The organism is Vreelandella arcis (assembly GCF_900103865.1).
Classification (GTDB): domain Bacteria; phylum Pseudomonadota; class Gammaproteobacteria; order Pseudomonadales; family Halomonadaceae; genus Vreelandella; species Vreelandella arcis.
Window position 1 is genome coordinate 102,108 of the sequence record NZ_FNII01000011.1, and the last position, 15,387, is coordinate 117,494.

Here is a 15,387-nt window from a genome sequence, read left to right on the forward strand (position 1 = left end):
CGAGCAGGACTCGAACCTGCGACCCAATGATTAACAGTCATTTGCTCTACCAACTGAGCTATCGGGGAACTGCTCAAACACGGTGCGTAGTATACTGATAGAAACTTAACGGTCAAGCATCGATTCCTCGTCAGTGCTAGCCGCCTGTTGGTTGTGTCCGTATAATGCTGCCAATCAATAGCGCCTAGGCGCAACGACGCTCCTACATTCATCCCTCGTCCTTTTGACGACCCATAGATGACAGGTACCGATGGCGAAGAAGCTCTTCATCAAAACGCACGGCTGCCAAATGAACGAGTACGATTCCTCCCGCATGGCGGATCTGCTCGGCGTTTCTCATCAGCTCGAACTCACCGATAATGAGCGTGAAGCCGATGTCATTCTTCTCAACACTTGCTCCATACGTGAGAAAGCGCAGGAGAAAGTATTTCATCAGTTGGGACGCTGGAAGAAACTCAAAGATGCCAATCCCGACCTAGTGATCGGCGTGGGCGGCTGTGTGGCAAGCCAGGAAGGTGAGGCTCTGCGCAAGCGGGCGCCCCATGTCGATATGGTGTTCGGCCCGCAGACCCTTCACCGCGTGCCATCCATGTTGGATGCACGCCGCGATAACCAGATCGCCGCGGTGGATGTCACCTTCCCGGAAATCGAGAAGTTCGACCACCTGCCTAAGCCGACCTCTGACGGGGCCACGGCGTTTGTGTCGATCATGGAAGGCTGTTCGAAGTACTGCACGTTCTGCGTGGTGCCTTACACCCGGGGTGAGGAAGTCTCGCGGCCCTTCGAGGCGGTAATGGATGAAGTTATTCACCTTGCCGACCAGGGCGTGCGGGAAATCAACCTCCTCGGCCAGAACGTCAACGCCTACCGTGGCGAAAACCAGCTCGGCGATGAGATCGATCTGGCCGAGCTGATCGCCTGCGTCGCCGCCGTTGAGGGTATTGATCGCATTCGCTTCACCACCTCGCACCCGGTTGAGTTTACCGATAGCCTGGTGGACGCCTACGCCGATATCCCGGAGCTGGTCAGCCACCTGCACCTGCCGGTACAGTCTGGCTCAGACCGCATCTTGAGTGCCATGAAGCGCGGCCATACCGCAGAAGCCTACATCGAAAAGATGGAGCGTATCCGCGCCAACCGTCCGGATATCAGTTTCTCTTCCGACTTTATTATCGGCTTCCCCGGTGAGACTGAAGAGGATTTCGAAGCGACGATGGATCTGATCCATCGCATCGGCTTCGATCACTCGTTCAGCTTTGTTTATTCGGCCCGACCTGGCACGCCCGCCGCCGCGCTTGAGGATGAAACCCCGGAAAGCGTTAAGAAGCAGCGGCTAGCGATTCTGCAAGAGCGGATTCTCCAGCAGGCCGGTCAAATCAGCCGCCGTATGGTGGGCAGTACCCAGCGCATTTTGGTCACCGGCTTTTCGCCGAAAGATCCCGGCCAATTATCGGGGCGCACCGAGAACAACCGCGTGGTCAACTTCCGCGCCGCTAACCCCACCGAGCTGATCGGCTATTTTGTGGACGTTGATATCACCGAAGCACTGCCCAACTCGCTGCGCGGTGAATTAGCTTCCCCCGAGCGTTATTGAGCATCACATATCCCAGGTAATTGCCCCAACACCCGTTGGGGCAGTAAGCTGAGGAAGACACTCATCAACCGACAGGTTTTCCACTCTTGAGCCAGCCATCGCCTCAGGCCAATCGCATTATTACGCTAAGCCTTGAACCGAACGATCCGCAGCGCCTCGCCAGTCTATGCGGTCAGCAGGACGAGCACTTAAAGCTGATTGAAAGCCGTTTAGACGTGACACTGCGCAACCGAGGCAATGTTTTTCAGCTGGCTGGTGCGGCCAACCGTATTAAAGCCGCCGCAAACGTGCTGGAACACCTCTATCGTGAAACGGCAGCGGAAGAAGTATCTGCCGATACCGTGCATCTATTCCTCCAAGAATCCGGCCTGGAAGCGCTGGAGGATGAAGACGATAACGAAGGCGACAGCGACGAAGTCATCATGCGCACCCCGCGCACCATGATTAAGCCCCGCGGCCTTAACCAACAGCGTTACGTCACCAGCATCCGCGAACACGACATCAACTTCGGCATTGGCCCGGCGGGTACCGGCAAAACCTACCTCGCCGTGGCGGCCGCCGTGGAAGCCCTGAACCAGCAGGAAGTGCGGCGCATTTTATTGGTGCGCCCAGCGGTGGAAGCCGGCGAGAAGCTGGGCTTTTTGCCCGGCGATTTAGCCCAAAAAATCGACCCGTACCTGCGCCCGCTTTACGATGCGCTTTACGAAATGATCGGCTTTGAGCAGGTTGCCAAACTCATTGAGCGCCAGGTAATTGAAATCGCGCCGCTGGCTTACATGCGCGGTCGGACGCTTAACAACGCCTACATCATTTTGGACGAGAGCCAAAATACCACGCCCGAGCAAATGAAAATGTTTCTCACGCGGATTGGTTTTGGCTCTACGGCGGTGATTACCGGTGACGTCACCCAGGTCGACCTTCCCAAGGGTCAACGCTCGGGCCTTATCCAAGTGCTCGAGGTATTAAAAGACACCCCAGGTATCGGCGTCACACACTTTGCGGCTAAGGACGTGGTACGCCACCCGCTGGTTCAGCGCATTATTGAAGCCTACGATGCCTTTGAATCCCAGCAGGAGGTGGAAGAGCGCGCCCGTCGGGAAGTTCGCCAGCAAGAGCGCGAAGCCCGCTTGCAAACCCGTGAAGGGTCAGGAGACTCGCCACGATGAGCGACATCGTAGTTGACCGCCAAGTGGCGGTCGACGATCAGCGGCTACCCTCCCAGGCGCAGCTCATCCAATGGGTGAGCGATGTGCTGGCCCAGCACCCTGATGAACCACGTCGAGAACTGACCATTCGCTTTGTTGATCCGAGCGAAAGCCAGTCGCTCAACCGTGACTACCGGGGCAAAGACAAACCCACCAACGTGCTGTCGTTTCCGTTTGAGAACCCGCCGGGAATCGTACTGCCATTACTCGGCGATTTGGTGATCTGTCACGCGGTGGTTACGCAGGAAGCCGAGGAACAACATAAAACCCTCGAGCATCATTATGCCCATATGGTGATTCACGGCACCTTGCATTTACTGGGCTATGATCACTTAGCAGACGAAGAAGCCGAGGCGATGGAGCAACGGGAACGTGATTTACTCGCGGCCCTGGGCATCGCCGACCCCTATGCGACTTAAGGTCACTACGCAGAACTGGTATCGCGCCCCTGGTCAGTGATAAAACATTCGTGCATATCACTCCATCTGTGTCCGTCAACAAGAGATTACCCGCATGAGCGAAGACCGATCGAGCAACGCCAATCAACGATCCTGGCTCGAGAAACTCTTTGGTGCCCTTTCCGGCGATAACGACGAACCCAGCTCACGCGATGAGTTGCTGGCATTTCTACGCCACGCCGCGGGTCGCTTAAAGCTCGACCAGGACGCCATCATGATCATTGAGGGCGCGCTGGAAATTAGCGATCAGCAAGTCCGCGAAATTCTCATTCCGCGCTCGCAAATCTCAGCCATCACGCTCGACCAGACCAGCGAGGAGTATTTAGCGCTCATCCAAGAAACCGGGCACTCACGCTACCCGGTCATTGGCGAAAACCTCGATGACGTCAAAGGGATTTTATTGGTTAAGGATCTCTTGCCGCTGCTCTCGCAAACTCAAGCAGAGCGCGATGCGTTTCAGCTTGACGACATCGTCCGTTCGGCGATGTTTATTCCTGAGTCAAAACGTCTCAACAGCTTGTTAAAAGAATTCCGCGACACGCACAACCACATGGCGATTGTGGTCGACGAATACGGTGGCACGGCCGGCATCATCACCATTGAAGATATTCTTGAGCAGATCGTTGGCAACATCGAGGATGAGCACGACGCCGACGAAGAAGAGGACATCCGCGAGTTAGACAACGGCCGCTATGCCATCCGCGCCCTCACCACCATTGACGACTTTAACGAACACTTCGATACCCAATTCTCGGACGATGAGTTCGATACCATCGGCGGGCTGGTGATGCAGCAATTTGGTCATCTGCCCCAGCGCGGAGAATACACCCATCTTGGCGGCTGGCGCTTTGAAGTGCTTAACGCTGACAACCGCCGCATCCGCTTGCTCGAAGCCTACCGGGAACAGCGTCCCGACAGCGACGACGCACAAGAAGAGACGTAATCTTTACGCCCTCAACTTCCAGGACATTGGCTAGATAGGATATCTCGTAATGGGTAGTCTCCCCGCTGTGTATCGACAGTTAATTGGCGCGCTGCTAGCAGGCGGTTTGACGACGCTAACCGCTTCACCATTTGAGCTTTGGTGGTTGGGCCCGGTTGCCGCGGGCTTGATGTACGTAGGCCTTCATCAACTCACCCCCGCCCAGGCTGCCCTCAAGGGCTGGTTCTATGGGGTTGCGCTATTTGGCACAGGCGCCTCCTGGGTATACGTATCGATTCACGACTACGGCTATACCGGCGTACCTCTTGCGCTGTTTCTCACTGCTCTGTTTGTCTGTGTACTCGCGCTGTTTTTTGCCGGCACCCTCTGGCTCTACCGCCGTTTTACCCATCCACGACTGGCACTCGTCGCGTTTGCCGGCGCCTGGGTATTGGGCGAAGTGCTGCGCACGTACTTGTTCACCGGTTTCCCTTGGTTATTGCTCGGCTCGGGCTATGTGGATTCACCGCTGGCTGCTTGGGCACCGATTGGCGGCGTTTATCTACTTTCGCTATTGGTCGCCCTTAGTGGCGGGCTCGGGGCAGAGTTTCTACGCCGCCAATGGTGGACACTCGCACCGCTGGCGGCCATTTGGCTAATTCCTCTGGCGCTTCCGTCACAATGGACAACCGCCGTGGAGACGCCGACGCGCGTCGCGCTTTTACAGGGCAACCTTCCGCAGCTGTCAAAATGGACCACGGAAGGCCAACGCAACGCCGCGAACACATATAGCGACTTAACCCGCGATGTCGCTGACCAGGTGGATCTGATTGTTTGGCCGGAAACCGCCCTGCCGATGATGGAAACACAGGCACGCCCGATCCTTGAGCGGGTGCAAAGCAATTTACCCACCGACACGGCGTTGGTGACAGGCATTGTCCAACGCGACGCCGACAATCGCTATTTCAACAGTATCATCGGCATTGGCGATGTCGAGGGCAGCTATCAAAAAGAGCATTTGGTGCCGTTTGGCGAATACCTGCCACTGGAAAGCCTACTGCGTGGAGCTATCGACTTTTTTAACCTGCCCATGTCGAGCTTCGCCAAAGGAGACGCCGACCAAGCCCCCATGCAGGCAGCCGGAGTCAGCATTGGCAATGCCATCTGCTATGAAATTATTTACCCACAGCTGGTGGCCAGCCGCGCCAAGGACAGCGGTGTGTTGATGACGTTGTCCAACGACACCTGGTTTGGCGCTTCGATTGGTCCTCACCAACACTTGCAAATGGCGCGGCTTCGAGCACTGGAAAACGGTCGCTACGTGGTACGCGCGACCAGTAACGGCATTACCGCGATCATTGACCCTCAAGGCCACATCGTCGAGCGTGCACCACAGTTTGAAACCACCTCGCTGACAGGCGAGTTTTACGTCATGGAAGGCTTAACGCCGTTTACCCGCATGGGCAGCTGGCCGGTGTGGTTTTTAGCCGCACTTATGGTGCTGGTGGGTGTTCCGCGAGCTCGCCGCCGGTAAACTAGACGCCCTGGTCGATACGCGGCCGGGTGTCGATAACGCCGTTACAGGTATTGCCATGTTGAAATCCCGTCCCTTTTTATTGCTCGTCGCGCTTCCGCTGGTTCTGGCGTTGCTGCTGGGCGGCGCCATCTTTGGCGGGCAGGCGATGTCCGACAGCAATGTCGACGGGGATATTCAACGTGCCCTGTCGCAAGAGCTTAACGCCTCAAGTGAGATCGAGCTTTCAAAGCTGCAGAAAGTGCAGTACGGCTACACCATTTGCGGGCTGTACCGCACCGCCTCGTCGGAACGCGGCTACGCATCGTTCATGTACGATACGCAAAGCGACGACGTGGTTCTGGACATCACGTCGCCGCGCTATCAGTCGCGCTGCAGCCTCTCCGTCGCCTGCCAGTAACCTAGCTTTCCGTGACGAGCTGGTTGATGTCAGCCACGGCGTCAGTGATTGGATGGCTGTCGCGGATCAGAAACCGGGCCTCACCCTCGCGATCGAACGCAAACACCGCGCTGGTGTGGTTGACGATATAGTCGCCGCGCTTGTTGGGCGTTTCGTACTCGTAGGTGACCCGCATGCGATTGGTCAGCGCGTCGATCTCTGCACGTTCACCGGTAATGCCAGTAAACTCGTCGCCAAACGCGCCGGTATAACGTTTGACGACCTCGGGGGTATCCCGCGCAGGGTCGACGGTAATGAACAGCACCTGGATAGCGTCGCGCACGTCGTCGTCGAGCCGGTTCAAGGTGCCCGCCAGCCTCGCCAGCGTAATCGGGCACACATCCGGGCAGAAGGTGTAGCCGAAGTAGACGAGTGTCACCTTGCCGGCGTAATCCTCGGCCTCTACAGCCTGACCGTCTTCATCGACCAGCGAGAAATCCAGCGGTGGCATGATCTCGTGGGTTTCTGCCGTGCGCCAGTTGGTATCGACGCAGCCGGCTAGCCAGAGTGACGCAAGCGTCACCAACAAACCTTTATACATGACACATATCCTGCCTGGGAGGCGCTTAAAGCGATACTGGAGACACCACATCGAACGTGACCGATAGACGCTGGTCATCGGCGAACTCAAGCTGCACGTCCACTTCATCGCCTACCTTCAGCGCTTTCTCACGGCCGATCAGCATCAGATGATGCCCCTTGGGCGCAAACGCGAAGCGCTCGCCTGGGGCAATCTCGACCTGCTCAACCGCCTGCATATGCGCCATGCCGTCTTGGTTCGAGCTGACATGCAGCTCTACGCTTTCAAAGGCATCACTTTCGGCGCCAACCAGAACAACCGCCTCGTCGCCCGCATTGTAGAGCTGAAAATACCCTGCCCCCGGCTGCTCACCGGGCAATAAGCTCACCCGGGCATCTGTGACCTGCACGTCTTGTCCATAGGCATAACCAGCGGTTAATAGCATCACCAACATGCCGCCCGCCAATCGCCGGAACGTATTGAGTAGATTGCTCACCATTATGTTTTCTCCATTCTAGGAAAGGCTGGGATATCGCTGGGAGGAGTGCCGCTTTACCGGCTAGCTATTATAAAACACACAAAACCAAAAAAGTCCCGCCGATAGGCAGGACTTTTATCATGGCCAATGATAGCTTGCTCGGTGCCCTATTCAGTTATTTCTCCTAACACCTCGGGGATAGTCGTTTTTACATAGCGCCCGGGGGCTGGTTCAATCACTGTTAAATCACCTTCGCCTGGCTTGCGTGCAGCAACCATTTTTTTCGGATCCGGATCGGCATAGCCATTCTCGGTAATCCAAGCTTGCCAATGGGGCCACCAGGAGCCTTCGTTAAAGGTAGCGCTCTCTAACCAGGCCTCATGACTTTCCGGCAACTTATCATTCGTCCAATAACCATACTTTTGCTTATGCGGCGGGTTAACGATACCGGCAATATGGCCCGATCCGCCCAGCACAAAGGTCGATGACCCCTTAGGCAAGAGAGCTCCGTAATAGGTGCTGTTCCACTTGGCAATATGGTCTTCTTTGGTCGACACGAAATAGCTCGGCGTCGATACTTTTCTAAGGTCAATCTTCACCCCATCAAGTTCGATACCACCGGGTTCAACCAACTTGTTTTGCAAGTACATATGGCGCAGGTACCAAGGGTGGGTTCCGGCTGTCAGGTTGGTGCCGTCGGTGTTCCAGTACAGCAGATCGAAGGCCGCGGGAGTTTCCCCTTTTAAGTAATTATTAATATAAAACGACCAGAACAGATCATTTTCACGCAGCAGGTTAAAGGTGTACGCCATTGACCGGCCGTCCAAATAGCCTTTTTGCTGCATGCTGTCTTCGATGCCGTCGACGGCCCGCTCGTTGAGGAAGACACCGATATCGCCAGGATCGCGGAAGTCTTGCAGCGTTGCCATGTAGGTAACCGACTTAACCTTGCGGCCGCGTCGCGTACTGGTGAGGTAAGCCACGGTAGACGCCGTTAGCGTACCGCCGACGCAGTAACTCAGTATATTGACCGACTTCTCACCGCAGGCCTGTTCAATTGCCTCCATGGCGGTGATCGGCCCCAGCTGCATGTAGTCGGCCCAAGTGATGTCGCTCTGCTCCGGCCCCGGATTGCGCCACGAGATCAAGAAAACGCTATGCCCTTGATCGACCAACCATTTCATCATCGAGTTGTCTTCGCGTAGATCAAGCACGTAATACTTGTTGATCCACGGCGGTACGACCAGCAGCGGCGTTTTATAGGTCTTTTCAGTGGTAGGGGTGTACTGGATCAGCTGCATCAGCTCATTTTCATATACCACAGCGCCAGGCGTAACGGCGATGTTTTCACCCACGCCAAAAGCGCTACGATCGGTCATGCGGACATTGATGCCCTCAGCTGAATTGGCCAGATCTTCGCGCAAGCGCTCTAGGCCGTCGACTAGGTTTTGACCTTTGGTTTCCAGCGTGCGACGCATGACTTCCGGGTTCGTCGATACAAAGTTGGTGGGCGACATCGCGTTAACCACCTGGCGGGCATAAAATGCCAAGTTGCGTTGATGGGTTTCATCCAGCCCGCTAAGACTGTCCACCAGTTCATCCACCATCTGCGAGAACAGCAGATATTGCTGCATGATGGCCATGTAATGAGGTTCTTGGGTCCAGGCAGCGTCTTTAAACCGGCGGTCACCTTTTTCGGGCGTGACCAGAGGGGATACCTGTTCTCCGGCCATCGCCCGCATGCCCTGCTGCCACAGGAGCCACTGATCCTGCAGCAGGCGTGACTGAGTCTGCCAAAGAAGCGTTGGGTTCTGCATCAGCGCCTGCGCTCCGGCCTCGAAGCTTTCCCGCATGTCACTATAAACGGAATCTGCCGCTTCGCTAGGGGCAATGCGCGAGAGCAGGTCTTGCATGAGGCCCTGATACTCTTCACCAATATCTTTTAGCTGAGCGTTCCACGCTTCCAGCTCCTCTTGAGAAAGGCCATGGGGCGGTAATTCCCACTCTGCTGACATCTTCGCTCTCCTCTAACGGCGCGTCGATTTCTCACGCGATCCGTTGTGATGGCAGGTAATCAAAGGCTTAAACGAGGCGCGGCGCCAACAGGCGCCGCGATCTAAGGGAGGTTAGCTTTTACGCGACGACTGACTGCTCGCTTTCGCGGGCTGTTCACTCTTCTCACCCTTCGCGGTGGCATTGGCTTGGTCAGCCATTTGCTTACCCGCTTCGCCGAACAGTTTTTCCATTTCCGATTTGAACTCTAAGCTCATCTCACTCATAACGCGAGCGTCTTCCTGCATTTGCTGAGAAAGCTCGTTCATCATAGCGGCTTGTTGCGCGCCGAAATCCTTCAGGCCTTCGGCATCTTCAATTTCGGTCGCACTGCGCATGCGCTCGGTGCCCATTTGACTGTAGCGCTTCATCGCTTCCAGCTGGTATTGGGTCATTTTTTCCATGTTGTTGAGCATGAGCGAGTTCATTTTACGCATGGGCTCAAACATCTGACGGGTTTGGGCGTTAAAGGCGTCCATCATTTTATCTTGCATGGTGTCTGTTCCTCTTTTCGTTCCTTGGTATGAGCCTTGAATGGCTCACGTAATCGCAAATTGCTGCACTGCAAAAAGAGTAATTATTGACAGGGTGCTTTGCAACAACGCTGATGGTAACGACTCTACCGCTTTAGTCGTGTCACCCTTCGCCGCATTACTCCGCTTTCCGCTTTGCCCTGGAGCGGGAAGAGGCCGATGCGTTTGCATTAGCGCTCTTGTCGCTCTTGTCGCTTGACGTACTTCTTGAAGCGGCACTTGACGTGCTGCTGCTACTTTTCGCCTTTTCCTCTTGTGGGGCGTCGCTGCTGGCATTGCCCGCTTGCTTGAGCATGTCCAACATCATTTGTTGATAGGTACCGAAGTTGGCTAACCCCTGTGAAAGCCCTTGTTGCATCATCGGCTGCTGCACGAAGGGGCGCATCAGGCTCATGGGGTCATACCCTTCAACACCGGACTCCATTTGCCGCTGAATGTTCTCAAGCAAGCTTTGCTGGAACGCTTCTACGTCCGGCAGCCCCAGTGCTTGGCGAAACTCATCCGGGGTGAGATCAAACTCAACGTTAATCTTCATAGGCAACTCCTCAACCAACTGTCTTGAGTGTAGCAGTGTTATGCGAACTACACCGTGACGTTAACATTGAGATAATCTCGGCGTATCAACGCTTACCGCACCGTTTTGTCCACGCTGGCGTAACCAGTGGTCGAGCAGTGTTATCGCCATCATGGCTTCGGCGATAGGCGTTGCGCGAATACCCACGCAAGGGTCATGACGCCCTTTTGTCACCACCTCAACCGCCTGGCCGTGCACGTCAATCGAACGCCCCGGCGTGGTAATGCTGGAAGTCGGCTTAAGCGCCAGACGCGCCACGATGGGTTGACCGCTGGAGATGCCACCCAATACGCCACCGGCGTGATTGGATAAAAAACCCTCAGGGGTCATCTCGTCGCGGTGCTCGCTGCCGCGCTGGGCAATACAGTCAAACCCCGCCCCGATCTCAACCCCTTTTACCGCATTAATACTCATCAAACCATGCGCCAGATCAGCATCTAGGCGATCAAACACGGGTTCGCCAAGCCCCACCGGTACGCCGTCAGCCACCACGGTAATTTCCGCACCTACCGAGTCCTGATCACGGCGCAACTGATCCATATAGGCTTCCAATTCAGGCACCTTGGCGGGGTCGGGGCAGAAAAATGCGTTTTGGCCTACGGCCTCCCAGGTGCTGAAGTCAATTTTGATCGGGCCGAGCTGACTCATATAACCACGAATCTGCACCCCGTGGGTGGCCAAATACTGTTTAGCGATGGCCCCGGCGGCAACGCGCACCGCGGTTTCTCGCGCGCTTGAACGCCCCCCACCCCGGTAGTCACGATGACCATATTTATGATGGTAGGTGTAGTCGGCGTGGGCAGGACGAAATTGATCTTTGATTTTTGAATAGTCTTTCGAGCGCTGATCGGTATTCTCGATCAACAGGCCAATCGACGTGCCGGTGGTCTTGCCTTCGAACACGCCCGACAAGATTTTGACTTGGTCGGGCTCTTGGCGCTGGGTGGTATGCCGGGAACTACCCGGACGACGACGATCCAGGTCGCGCTGCAAATCCGCTTCGCACAGCGGCAGCCCCGGTGGGCAGCCATCGACAATGGCCCCCAGCGCCGGGCCATGGCTCTCCCCAAAGGTCGTTACGCTAAACAGTTTGCCAAATGTATTACCAGACATGGGCGTTAATTCCTCACGCAAAAGACGCCGCATGGGCGTCGAGTTCAGCGGCGCTCAAGACAAACACGCCTTGGCCACCACGCTCGAATTCAAGCCACATAAAGGGTACCTCGGGAAAGGCGGCCTCTAAGTGGCGGTCAGAGTTGCCGACTTCTACAATCAGCCACCCCTCGTCGGTCAGGTGCTCACGCGCCTCGCGTAGAATGCGCCGCACGATGTCCAGGCCATCGCTACCCGCCCCCAGCGCCAGTGACGGTTCGTGGCGGAACTCGGCAGGCATGGTGGCTAAATCTCGGGCATCCACGTAAGGCGGATTGGAGACGATCACATCAAAGCGCTGGCCCTCCAGCCCATCGAACACATCGGCTTCCATGGCGCGAACGCGCTCCCCCACATCGTGACGCGAGATGTTTTGACGAGCCACTGACAGGGCCTCCTGGCTGATATCGGCCAGGAAAACTTCGCAGGTGGGCAAATACAGCGCGGTGGCAATGCCGATACAGCCCGAACCGCTGCATAAATCCAACACCCTTGTTGGCGGCTCTTCCGGAAACCAAGCGGCAAAGCCATCTTCGATGAGCTCCGCCATTGGCGAGCGCGGAATCAGTACGCGTTCGTCAACGTTAAACGGATAGCCGGCAAAAAAGGCTTCTCCCAGTAAGTAAGGCAGCGGGCGGCGGGTGGTGATCCGCTCGCGGGTGAGCGCCACAATGCGCTCGCGCTCCATGGGCAATAACCGTGCATCCTGAACCCCTGGGTCGACATTCCAGGGTAAGTGCAGCGCCCCTAAGCAAAGCGCAACGGCTTCATCCCATGCCGACTCGGTTCCATGGCCGTAATACAGTCCCGCCAAATAAAACTCGCTGGACACCCAGCGCAGGTAGTCGCGTAAGGTTAAGAGCTCGCTCACCAGCGCGGTATCCGGCAGGGAGAGAGAGGAGTGAGAAGTCTCGGCGTTGAGATGTGTGGTCACATCGGCTCCTGGTCAACTGAGGTGCCCATGCCCCTAAAAATAGACTGGCATGGTATGGCGAAAGAAAAGATTGTACCTTTGACGCCGCCCGGTTCACAGCAACGCTCAGCCCGCTATACTGTGCGCTTGCCACAACTTTGCCTATTTGCCATTTGAGCCTGTCATGACACGACACCGTTACCTGCCCGATGACGACGATATCAGTGCTTTTCGCCAAGCGCTGAAGGCGGCGGGCGTGCGGCGTATTGCCACCAACCAAGCCGACCCTGGCAAACCCAAACGCAACGACGATGCCCAGCAAGCGCGGCGGCAAGCGGCGGTGGAAAGCAGTACGCTCGCTACCAGCGGGCGCACCTCCGATGGCCGTGTTGAGGCCGTGCGCCCTTCCGAGTATTTGGAGTTCAGCGTCCCGGACTTACCTTGGCGCACCTTCAGTCAGTTGAAGCGTGGCCAAACGGCGTGGCAGGCAGGCCTCGACCTGCACGGCTATACCCTGGAAGAGGCCCGCGTCGAACTGGAAAGCTTTTTACGCGATACGGCCGCCCAGGGGCTTCGCTGCGTGCTGGTGGTTCATGGCAAAGCCTGGGGCACCAGCGCCGATTTTCCCGTTCTCAAAAGCCACACCAATGCCTGGTTGCGAGAATGGCCCGGCGTGCTGGCGTTTTGTTCCGCCGCCGAGCTCGACGGCGGCACCGGCGCAGTGTACATCCTGCTGCGCAAGCGCGGGCAGTAGCTACTTCTTCGCCGCATCCGAGGCGATATCGGGTATGCCGCGTTCCAAGGCTTCATCAGCCAAGTAACGGCCCAGGCGAATAAGATCCTTAGCGCGGTGAAATTCGTAGGCACTGCACACCGTTTTAGGTATTTCGATCAACACATCCGGCGGGTAACCAGCAATTTTATACTTGGCCAGCGCCGCTTGGGTGATATCAAACGATTCAAGAATCATATCCAGCTTGCCCCATTCGCGCTTGCCGCGCATTTCCGACGTTTCGTCGCTACTCCCTTGTTCTTCGCTGCTACCCAGCCCATCCCATAGCCGCTTCGTCGCCTCGCGCACATCGTCCATCCAGCCGCCAATGTTTTCATCGCGTTCAAGCTCAAGCGCAGTGCGGCTATCATTCTCCGGCTCATCGGGCAACAACGATTCCAGGCTAATCGGCTGAGGGCTATGCGCGGTTACGTTTACCGCCACGACAAAATCCGCTTCATGGGCGGCCAGTGTCGGCATGATGGGCAATGGATTCAGCAAGCCGCCGTCGACTAACACCTGATCGCCGACATGCACGGGAGTAATTACACCGGGCACCGCGATCGAGGCGCGAATCGCGCGCAGCAGCGGGCCATTTTGAAACCATACCTCGCGCTGACGAACCAGGTCGGTGGCCACAGTGGTCACCGGAATCGGCAGGTCTTCGATCAGCATGTCGCCGACCAGCCCCTCCAGCTTGCTCATGACTTTGCTGGCGCGCATGGCGCCCATCGGGCTCCAGGTCACATCGACCAGTTTGAGCACATCCAGGTAGTCGAGGTTACACACCCACTCGCGGTATTCCGGCAGCTTACCCGACGCGTAAATCCCGCCGATCAGCGCGCCCATGGAACACCCGGCGATGGAAATAATCTCGAAGCCCCGCGCCTCGAGCGCTTCGATCACGCCGATATGCGCATAGCCCCGAGCCCCGCCACTGCCCAGCACTAGCGCCACCTTATTGCCGCTCTGCCCATTGGCGTTTGTCAGTTCGTTCATCGCGCACGTCCTTCTACTGATTCAGGCGTTGCGAGCTCATGCGCCGTGATCACCTGGGCAACCCGCGCCACGGCCTCGGGCTCAAGATGCAGGTGATGGCCGCCAGCCAGTACATGGCGAGTTAAACGCGGTACCGCTTGGCGGGCTTTTTCCGCCCAGGTTCGCTCGCCTAAAATGCCTTGCTCACCTTCTATCAATAGCACCGGCGCTTGAATGTCCGCCAGTAGCGCCAACACTTGAGAGGGCGTAAAGCGCACTAGCGATGGCTTTAACAATCGGCTGTCGGTGCGCATTTGCACATGACCGTCGGCTGTTACGTCGGCATTGCGTTCCACCAACGGGGTCGCCGTGGCTGTATCCAGCGGGGTAACGCCGCCCGCCACACGCGCCGCCACCGCAGTGGCTAAATCGGGATAACGCGGGGTTTGAGACAGCGGTCGCCGATGCGCCATCAGCCCTTTTCTGAGTTGGCTGGACGTATCGTCAGCGGGTGTATTTAGGGCCCCCAAGCCATCCAATAACATCAACCGCTCAATACGGTCGGGTAAGGCGGCAGCTAATAGGCACGTCACCGCCGCGCCCATGGAATGGGCGAGCAACGACGCCCGCTCAATATCCAGATCCTCCATGGCATCCAGCACATCATGGCAGTAGTCCCACAGCGCGTAGTCATTGCCCGCTGGGGCGTGCGCTGAGTGGCCGTGGCCGCGAAAATCAATCGCCACAATGCGAATATCTAACGTTTCCACCAGCAGAGGCGCCAGGCGAGTGAAGCTCGCCGCATTATCCAGCCAGCCGTGCAACGCCAGCCATATGGGCGCATCGACACGCCCCCAGCTTAGGGCGGCCAGGCGTCCTTGAGCGAGGGAAAGCGGGTCGGGATAAGCCGTTGTCGCGGGGTGAGGCATAATCAACATATCCTAAAACAGTCTGGCCGCCTTTGAGGGCGACAAGATGACGGCATAAATCACAAACGTTACCATGCTAAGCGCAAGGCACTGTACAAAATTGCCTGTACCCGCCGACGTTCACTTTTTCTTTCGATGAGGCTTTTATGAAACCCCACCGTGATACCCGTACGCGCAATTGGGTCTTTTTTATCGCCGTTACCAGCGCCATCGTGGTGGGCCTTTGGCTGGCACGATAGCCTTTCGCGACAATCCTTCACATTAGCTCCCTGGCCTCGTCCGCTCACGGGCATCCCTTGCAATTTTATCCTCGCGGCTAAATACTGTATATAAA

16 protein-coding genes are annotated in these 15,387 nt (G+C 56.7%); 7 read left to right on the forward strand and 9 right to left on the reverse strand.

Annotation, left to right across the window (positions count from 1 at the left end):
- The first annotated feature begins 250 nt into the window (after window positions 1–250).
- From miaB to BLR97_RS14020, 6 genes are all read left to right on the forward strand, one after another.
- Entirely contained in the window at window positions 251–1,594 is a 1,344-nt protein-coding gene (miaB, locus tag BLR97_RS13995) for a tRNA (N6-isopentenyl adenosine(37)-C2)-methylthiotransferase MiaB (protein WP_089707141.1), read from the forward strand.
- An 86-nt stretch (window positions 1,595–1,680) separates the two neighbouring features.
- Window positions 1,681–2,760 (forward strand): PhoH family protein, encoded by a 1,080-nt coding sequence (locus tag BLR97_RS14000; RefSeq protein ID WP_089707142.1) that lies wholly within the window; start codon window positions 1,681–1,683, stop codon window positions 2,758–2,760.
- Window positions 2,757–3,218, forward strand: coding sequence for an rRNA maturation RNase YbeY (gene ybeY, locus BLR97_RS14005; RefSeq protein ID WP_089707143.1), 462 nt, complete (start codon window positions 2,757–2,759; stop codon window positions 3,216–3,218). The genes BLR97_RS14000 and ybeY overlap by 4 nt, the downstream gene beginning before the upstream one ends.
- Window positions 3,219–3,312: 94 nt before the next feature.
- A complete protein-coding gene (locus BLR97_RS14010; RefSeq protein ID WP_089707144.1) occupies window positions 3,313–4,200 on the forward strand; it encodes an HlyC/CorC family transporter in 888 nt (295 codons plus the stop codon).
- A gap of 49 nt (window positions 4,201–4,249) precedes the next feature.
- The gene (lnt, locus tag BLR97_RS14015; RefSeq protein ID WP_089707145.1) at window positions 4,250–5,713 is read left to right on the forward strand and encodes an apolipoprotein N-acyltransferase; all 1,464 of its coding nucleotides are present in this window, start codon (window positions 4,250–4,252) and stop codon (window positions 5,711–5,713) included.
- Window positions 5,688–6,113, forward strand: coding sequence for a hypothetical protein (locus tag BLR97_RS14020; protein ID WP_244511315.1), 426 nt, complete (start codon window positions 5,688–5,690; stop codon window positions 6,111–6,113). The genes lnt and BLR97_RS14020 overlap by 26 nt, the downstream gene beginning before the upstream one ends.
- 1 nt (window position 6,114) lies before the next feature.
- On the opposite strand, the gene BLR97_RS14025 is transcribed toward BLR97_RS14020, so the two are convergent.
- The 7 genes from BLR97_RS14025 to prmB all read right to left on the reverse strand — a co-directional run bounded on the left by BLR97_RS14025 (window position 6,115) and on the right by prmB (window position 12,395).
- Window positions 6,115–6,693, reverse strand: coding sequence for an SCO family protein (locus BLR97_RS14025; protein WP_089707146.1), 579 nt, complete (start codon window positions 6,691–6,693; stop codon window positions 6,115–6,117).
- Window positions 6,694–6,718: 25 nt separating this feature from the next.
- On the reverse strand, window positions 6,719–7,171 hold the full coding sequence (locus BLR97_RS14030) for a copper chaperone PCu(A)C (protein ID WP_089707147.1): 453 nt from the start codon (window positions 7,169–7,171) through the stop codon (window positions 6,719–6,721).
- A gap of 146 nt (window positions 7,172–7,317) precedes the next feature.
- Window positions 7,318–9,165, reverse strand: coding sequence for a class I poly(R)-hydroxyalkanoic acid synthase (phaC, locus tag BLR97_RS14035; RefSeq protein WP_089707148.1), 1,848 nt, complete (start codon window positions 9,163–9,165; stop codon window positions 7,318–7,320).
- 111 nt (window positions 9,166–9,276) lie between these two features.
- Entirely contained in the window at window positions 9,277–9,696 is a 420-nt protein-coding gene (locus BLR97_RS14040) for a phasin family protein (RefSeq protein WP_089707149.1), read from the reverse strand.
- A 157-nt stretch (window positions 9,697–9,853) separates the two neighbouring features.
- Window positions 9,854–10,270, reverse strand: a complete 417-nt coding sequence (locus BLR97_RS14045; RefSeq protein ID WP_089707150.1) for a hypothetical protein — start codon at window positions 10,268–10,270, stop codon at window positions 9,854–9,856.
- Between the two features lie 60 nt (window positions 10,271–10,330).
- Window positions 10,331–11,422, reverse strand: a complete 1,092-nt coding sequence (aroC, locus tag BLR97_RS14050) for a chorismate synthase (protein ID WP_089707151.1) — start codon at window positions 11,420–11,422, stop codon at window positions 10,331–10,333.
- Window positions 11,423–11,435: 13 nt separating this feature from the next.
- Window positions 11,436–12,395, reverse strand: coding sequence for a 50S ribosomal protein L3 N(5)-glutamine methyltransferase (gene prmB / locus BLR97_RS14055; RefSeq protein ID WP_089707152.1), 960 nt, complete (start codon window positions 12,393–12,395; stop codon window positions 11,436–11,438).
- A 163-nt stretch (window positions 12,396–12,558) separates the two neighbouring features.
- On the opposite strand from prmB, the gene BLR97_RS14060 reads away from it, so the two are divergent.
- Window positions 12,559–13,128, forward strand: coding sequence for a Smr/MutS family protein (locus BLR97_RS14060; protein ID WP_089707153.1), 570 nt, complete (start codon window positions 12,559–12,561; stop codon window positions 13,126–13,128).
- Here the strand turns inward: BLR97_RS14060 and BLR97_RS14065 are convergent, their stop codons facing one another.
- Both BLR97_RS14065 and BLR97_RS14070 read right to left on the reverse strand, forming a co-directional pair.
- Complete coding sequence (locus tag BLR97_RS14065; protein ID WP_089707154.1) at window positions 13,129–14,145, reverse strand: patatin-like phospholipase family protein; 1,017 nt, start codon at window positions 14,143–14,145, stop codon at window positions 13,129–13,131.
- Window positions 14,142–15,053, reverse strand: coding sequence for an alpha/beta fold hydrolase (locus BLR97_RS14070; RefSeq protein WP_089707186.1), 912 nt, complete (start codon window positions 15,051–15,053; stop codon window positions 14,142–14,144). Before BLR97_RS14070 ends, BLR97_RS14065 begins: the two co-directional genes overlap by 4 nt.
- Between the last annotated feature and the right edge of the window lie 334 nt (window positions 15,054–15,387).

Excerpts from the sequence above, each read along its gene's own strand:
- BLR97_RS14060 (WP_089707153.1), top strand. The coding sequence starts at position 12,559 with ATGACACGACACCGTTACCTGCCCGATGACGACGATATCAGTGCTTTT.
- phaC (WP_089707148.1), bottom strand. The coding sequence starts at position 9,165 with ATGTCAGCAGAGTGGGAATTACCGCCCCATGGCCTTTCTCAAGAGGAG.
- lnt (WP_089707145.1), top strand. The coding sequence starts at position 4,250 with ATGGGTAGTCTCCCCGCTGTGTATCGACAGTTAATTGGCGCGCTGCTA.
- miaB (WP_089707141.1), top strand. The coding sequence starts at position 251 with ATGGCGAAGAAGCTCTTCATCAAAACGCACGGCTGCCAAATGAACGAG.
- BLR97_RS14070 (WP_089707186.1), bottom strand. The coding sequence starts at position 15,053 with ATGCCTCACCCCGCGACAACGGCTTATCCCGACCCGCTTTCCCTCGCT.
- BLR97_RS14045 (WP_089707150.1), bottom strand. The coding sequence starts at position 10,270 with ATGAAGATTAACGTTGAGTTTGATCTCACCCCGGATGAGTTTCGCCAA.
- BLR97_RS14025 (WP_089707146.1), bottom strand. The coding sequence starts at position 6,693 with ATGTATAAAGGTTTGTTGGTGACGCTTGCGTCACTCTGGCTAGCCGGC.
- aroC (WP_089707151.1), bottom strand. The coding sequence starts at position 11,422 with ATGTCTGGTAATACATTTGGCAAACTGTTTAGCGTAACGACCTTTGGG.
- BLR97_RS14040 (WP_089707149.1), bottom strand. The coding sequence starts at position 9,696 with ATGCAAGATAAAATGATGGACGCCTTTAACGCCCAAACCCGTCAGATG.
- BLR97_RS14065 (WP_089707154.1), bottom strand. The coding sequence starts at position 14,145 with ATGAACGAACTGACAAACGCCAATGGGCAGAGCGGCAATAAGGTGGCG.
- BLR97_RS14030 (WP_089707147.1), bottom strand. The coding sequence starts at position 7,171 with ATGGTGAGCAATCTACTCAATACGTTCCGGCGATTGGCGGGCGGCATG.
- ybeY (WP_089707143.1), top strand. The coding sequence starts at position 2,757 with ATGAGCGACATCGTAGTTGACCGCCAAGTGGCGGTCGACGATCAGCGG.
- BLR97_RS14010 (WP_089707144.1), top strand. The coding sequence starts at position 3,313 with ATGAGCGAAGACCGATCGAGCAACGCCAATCAACGATCCTGGCTCGAG.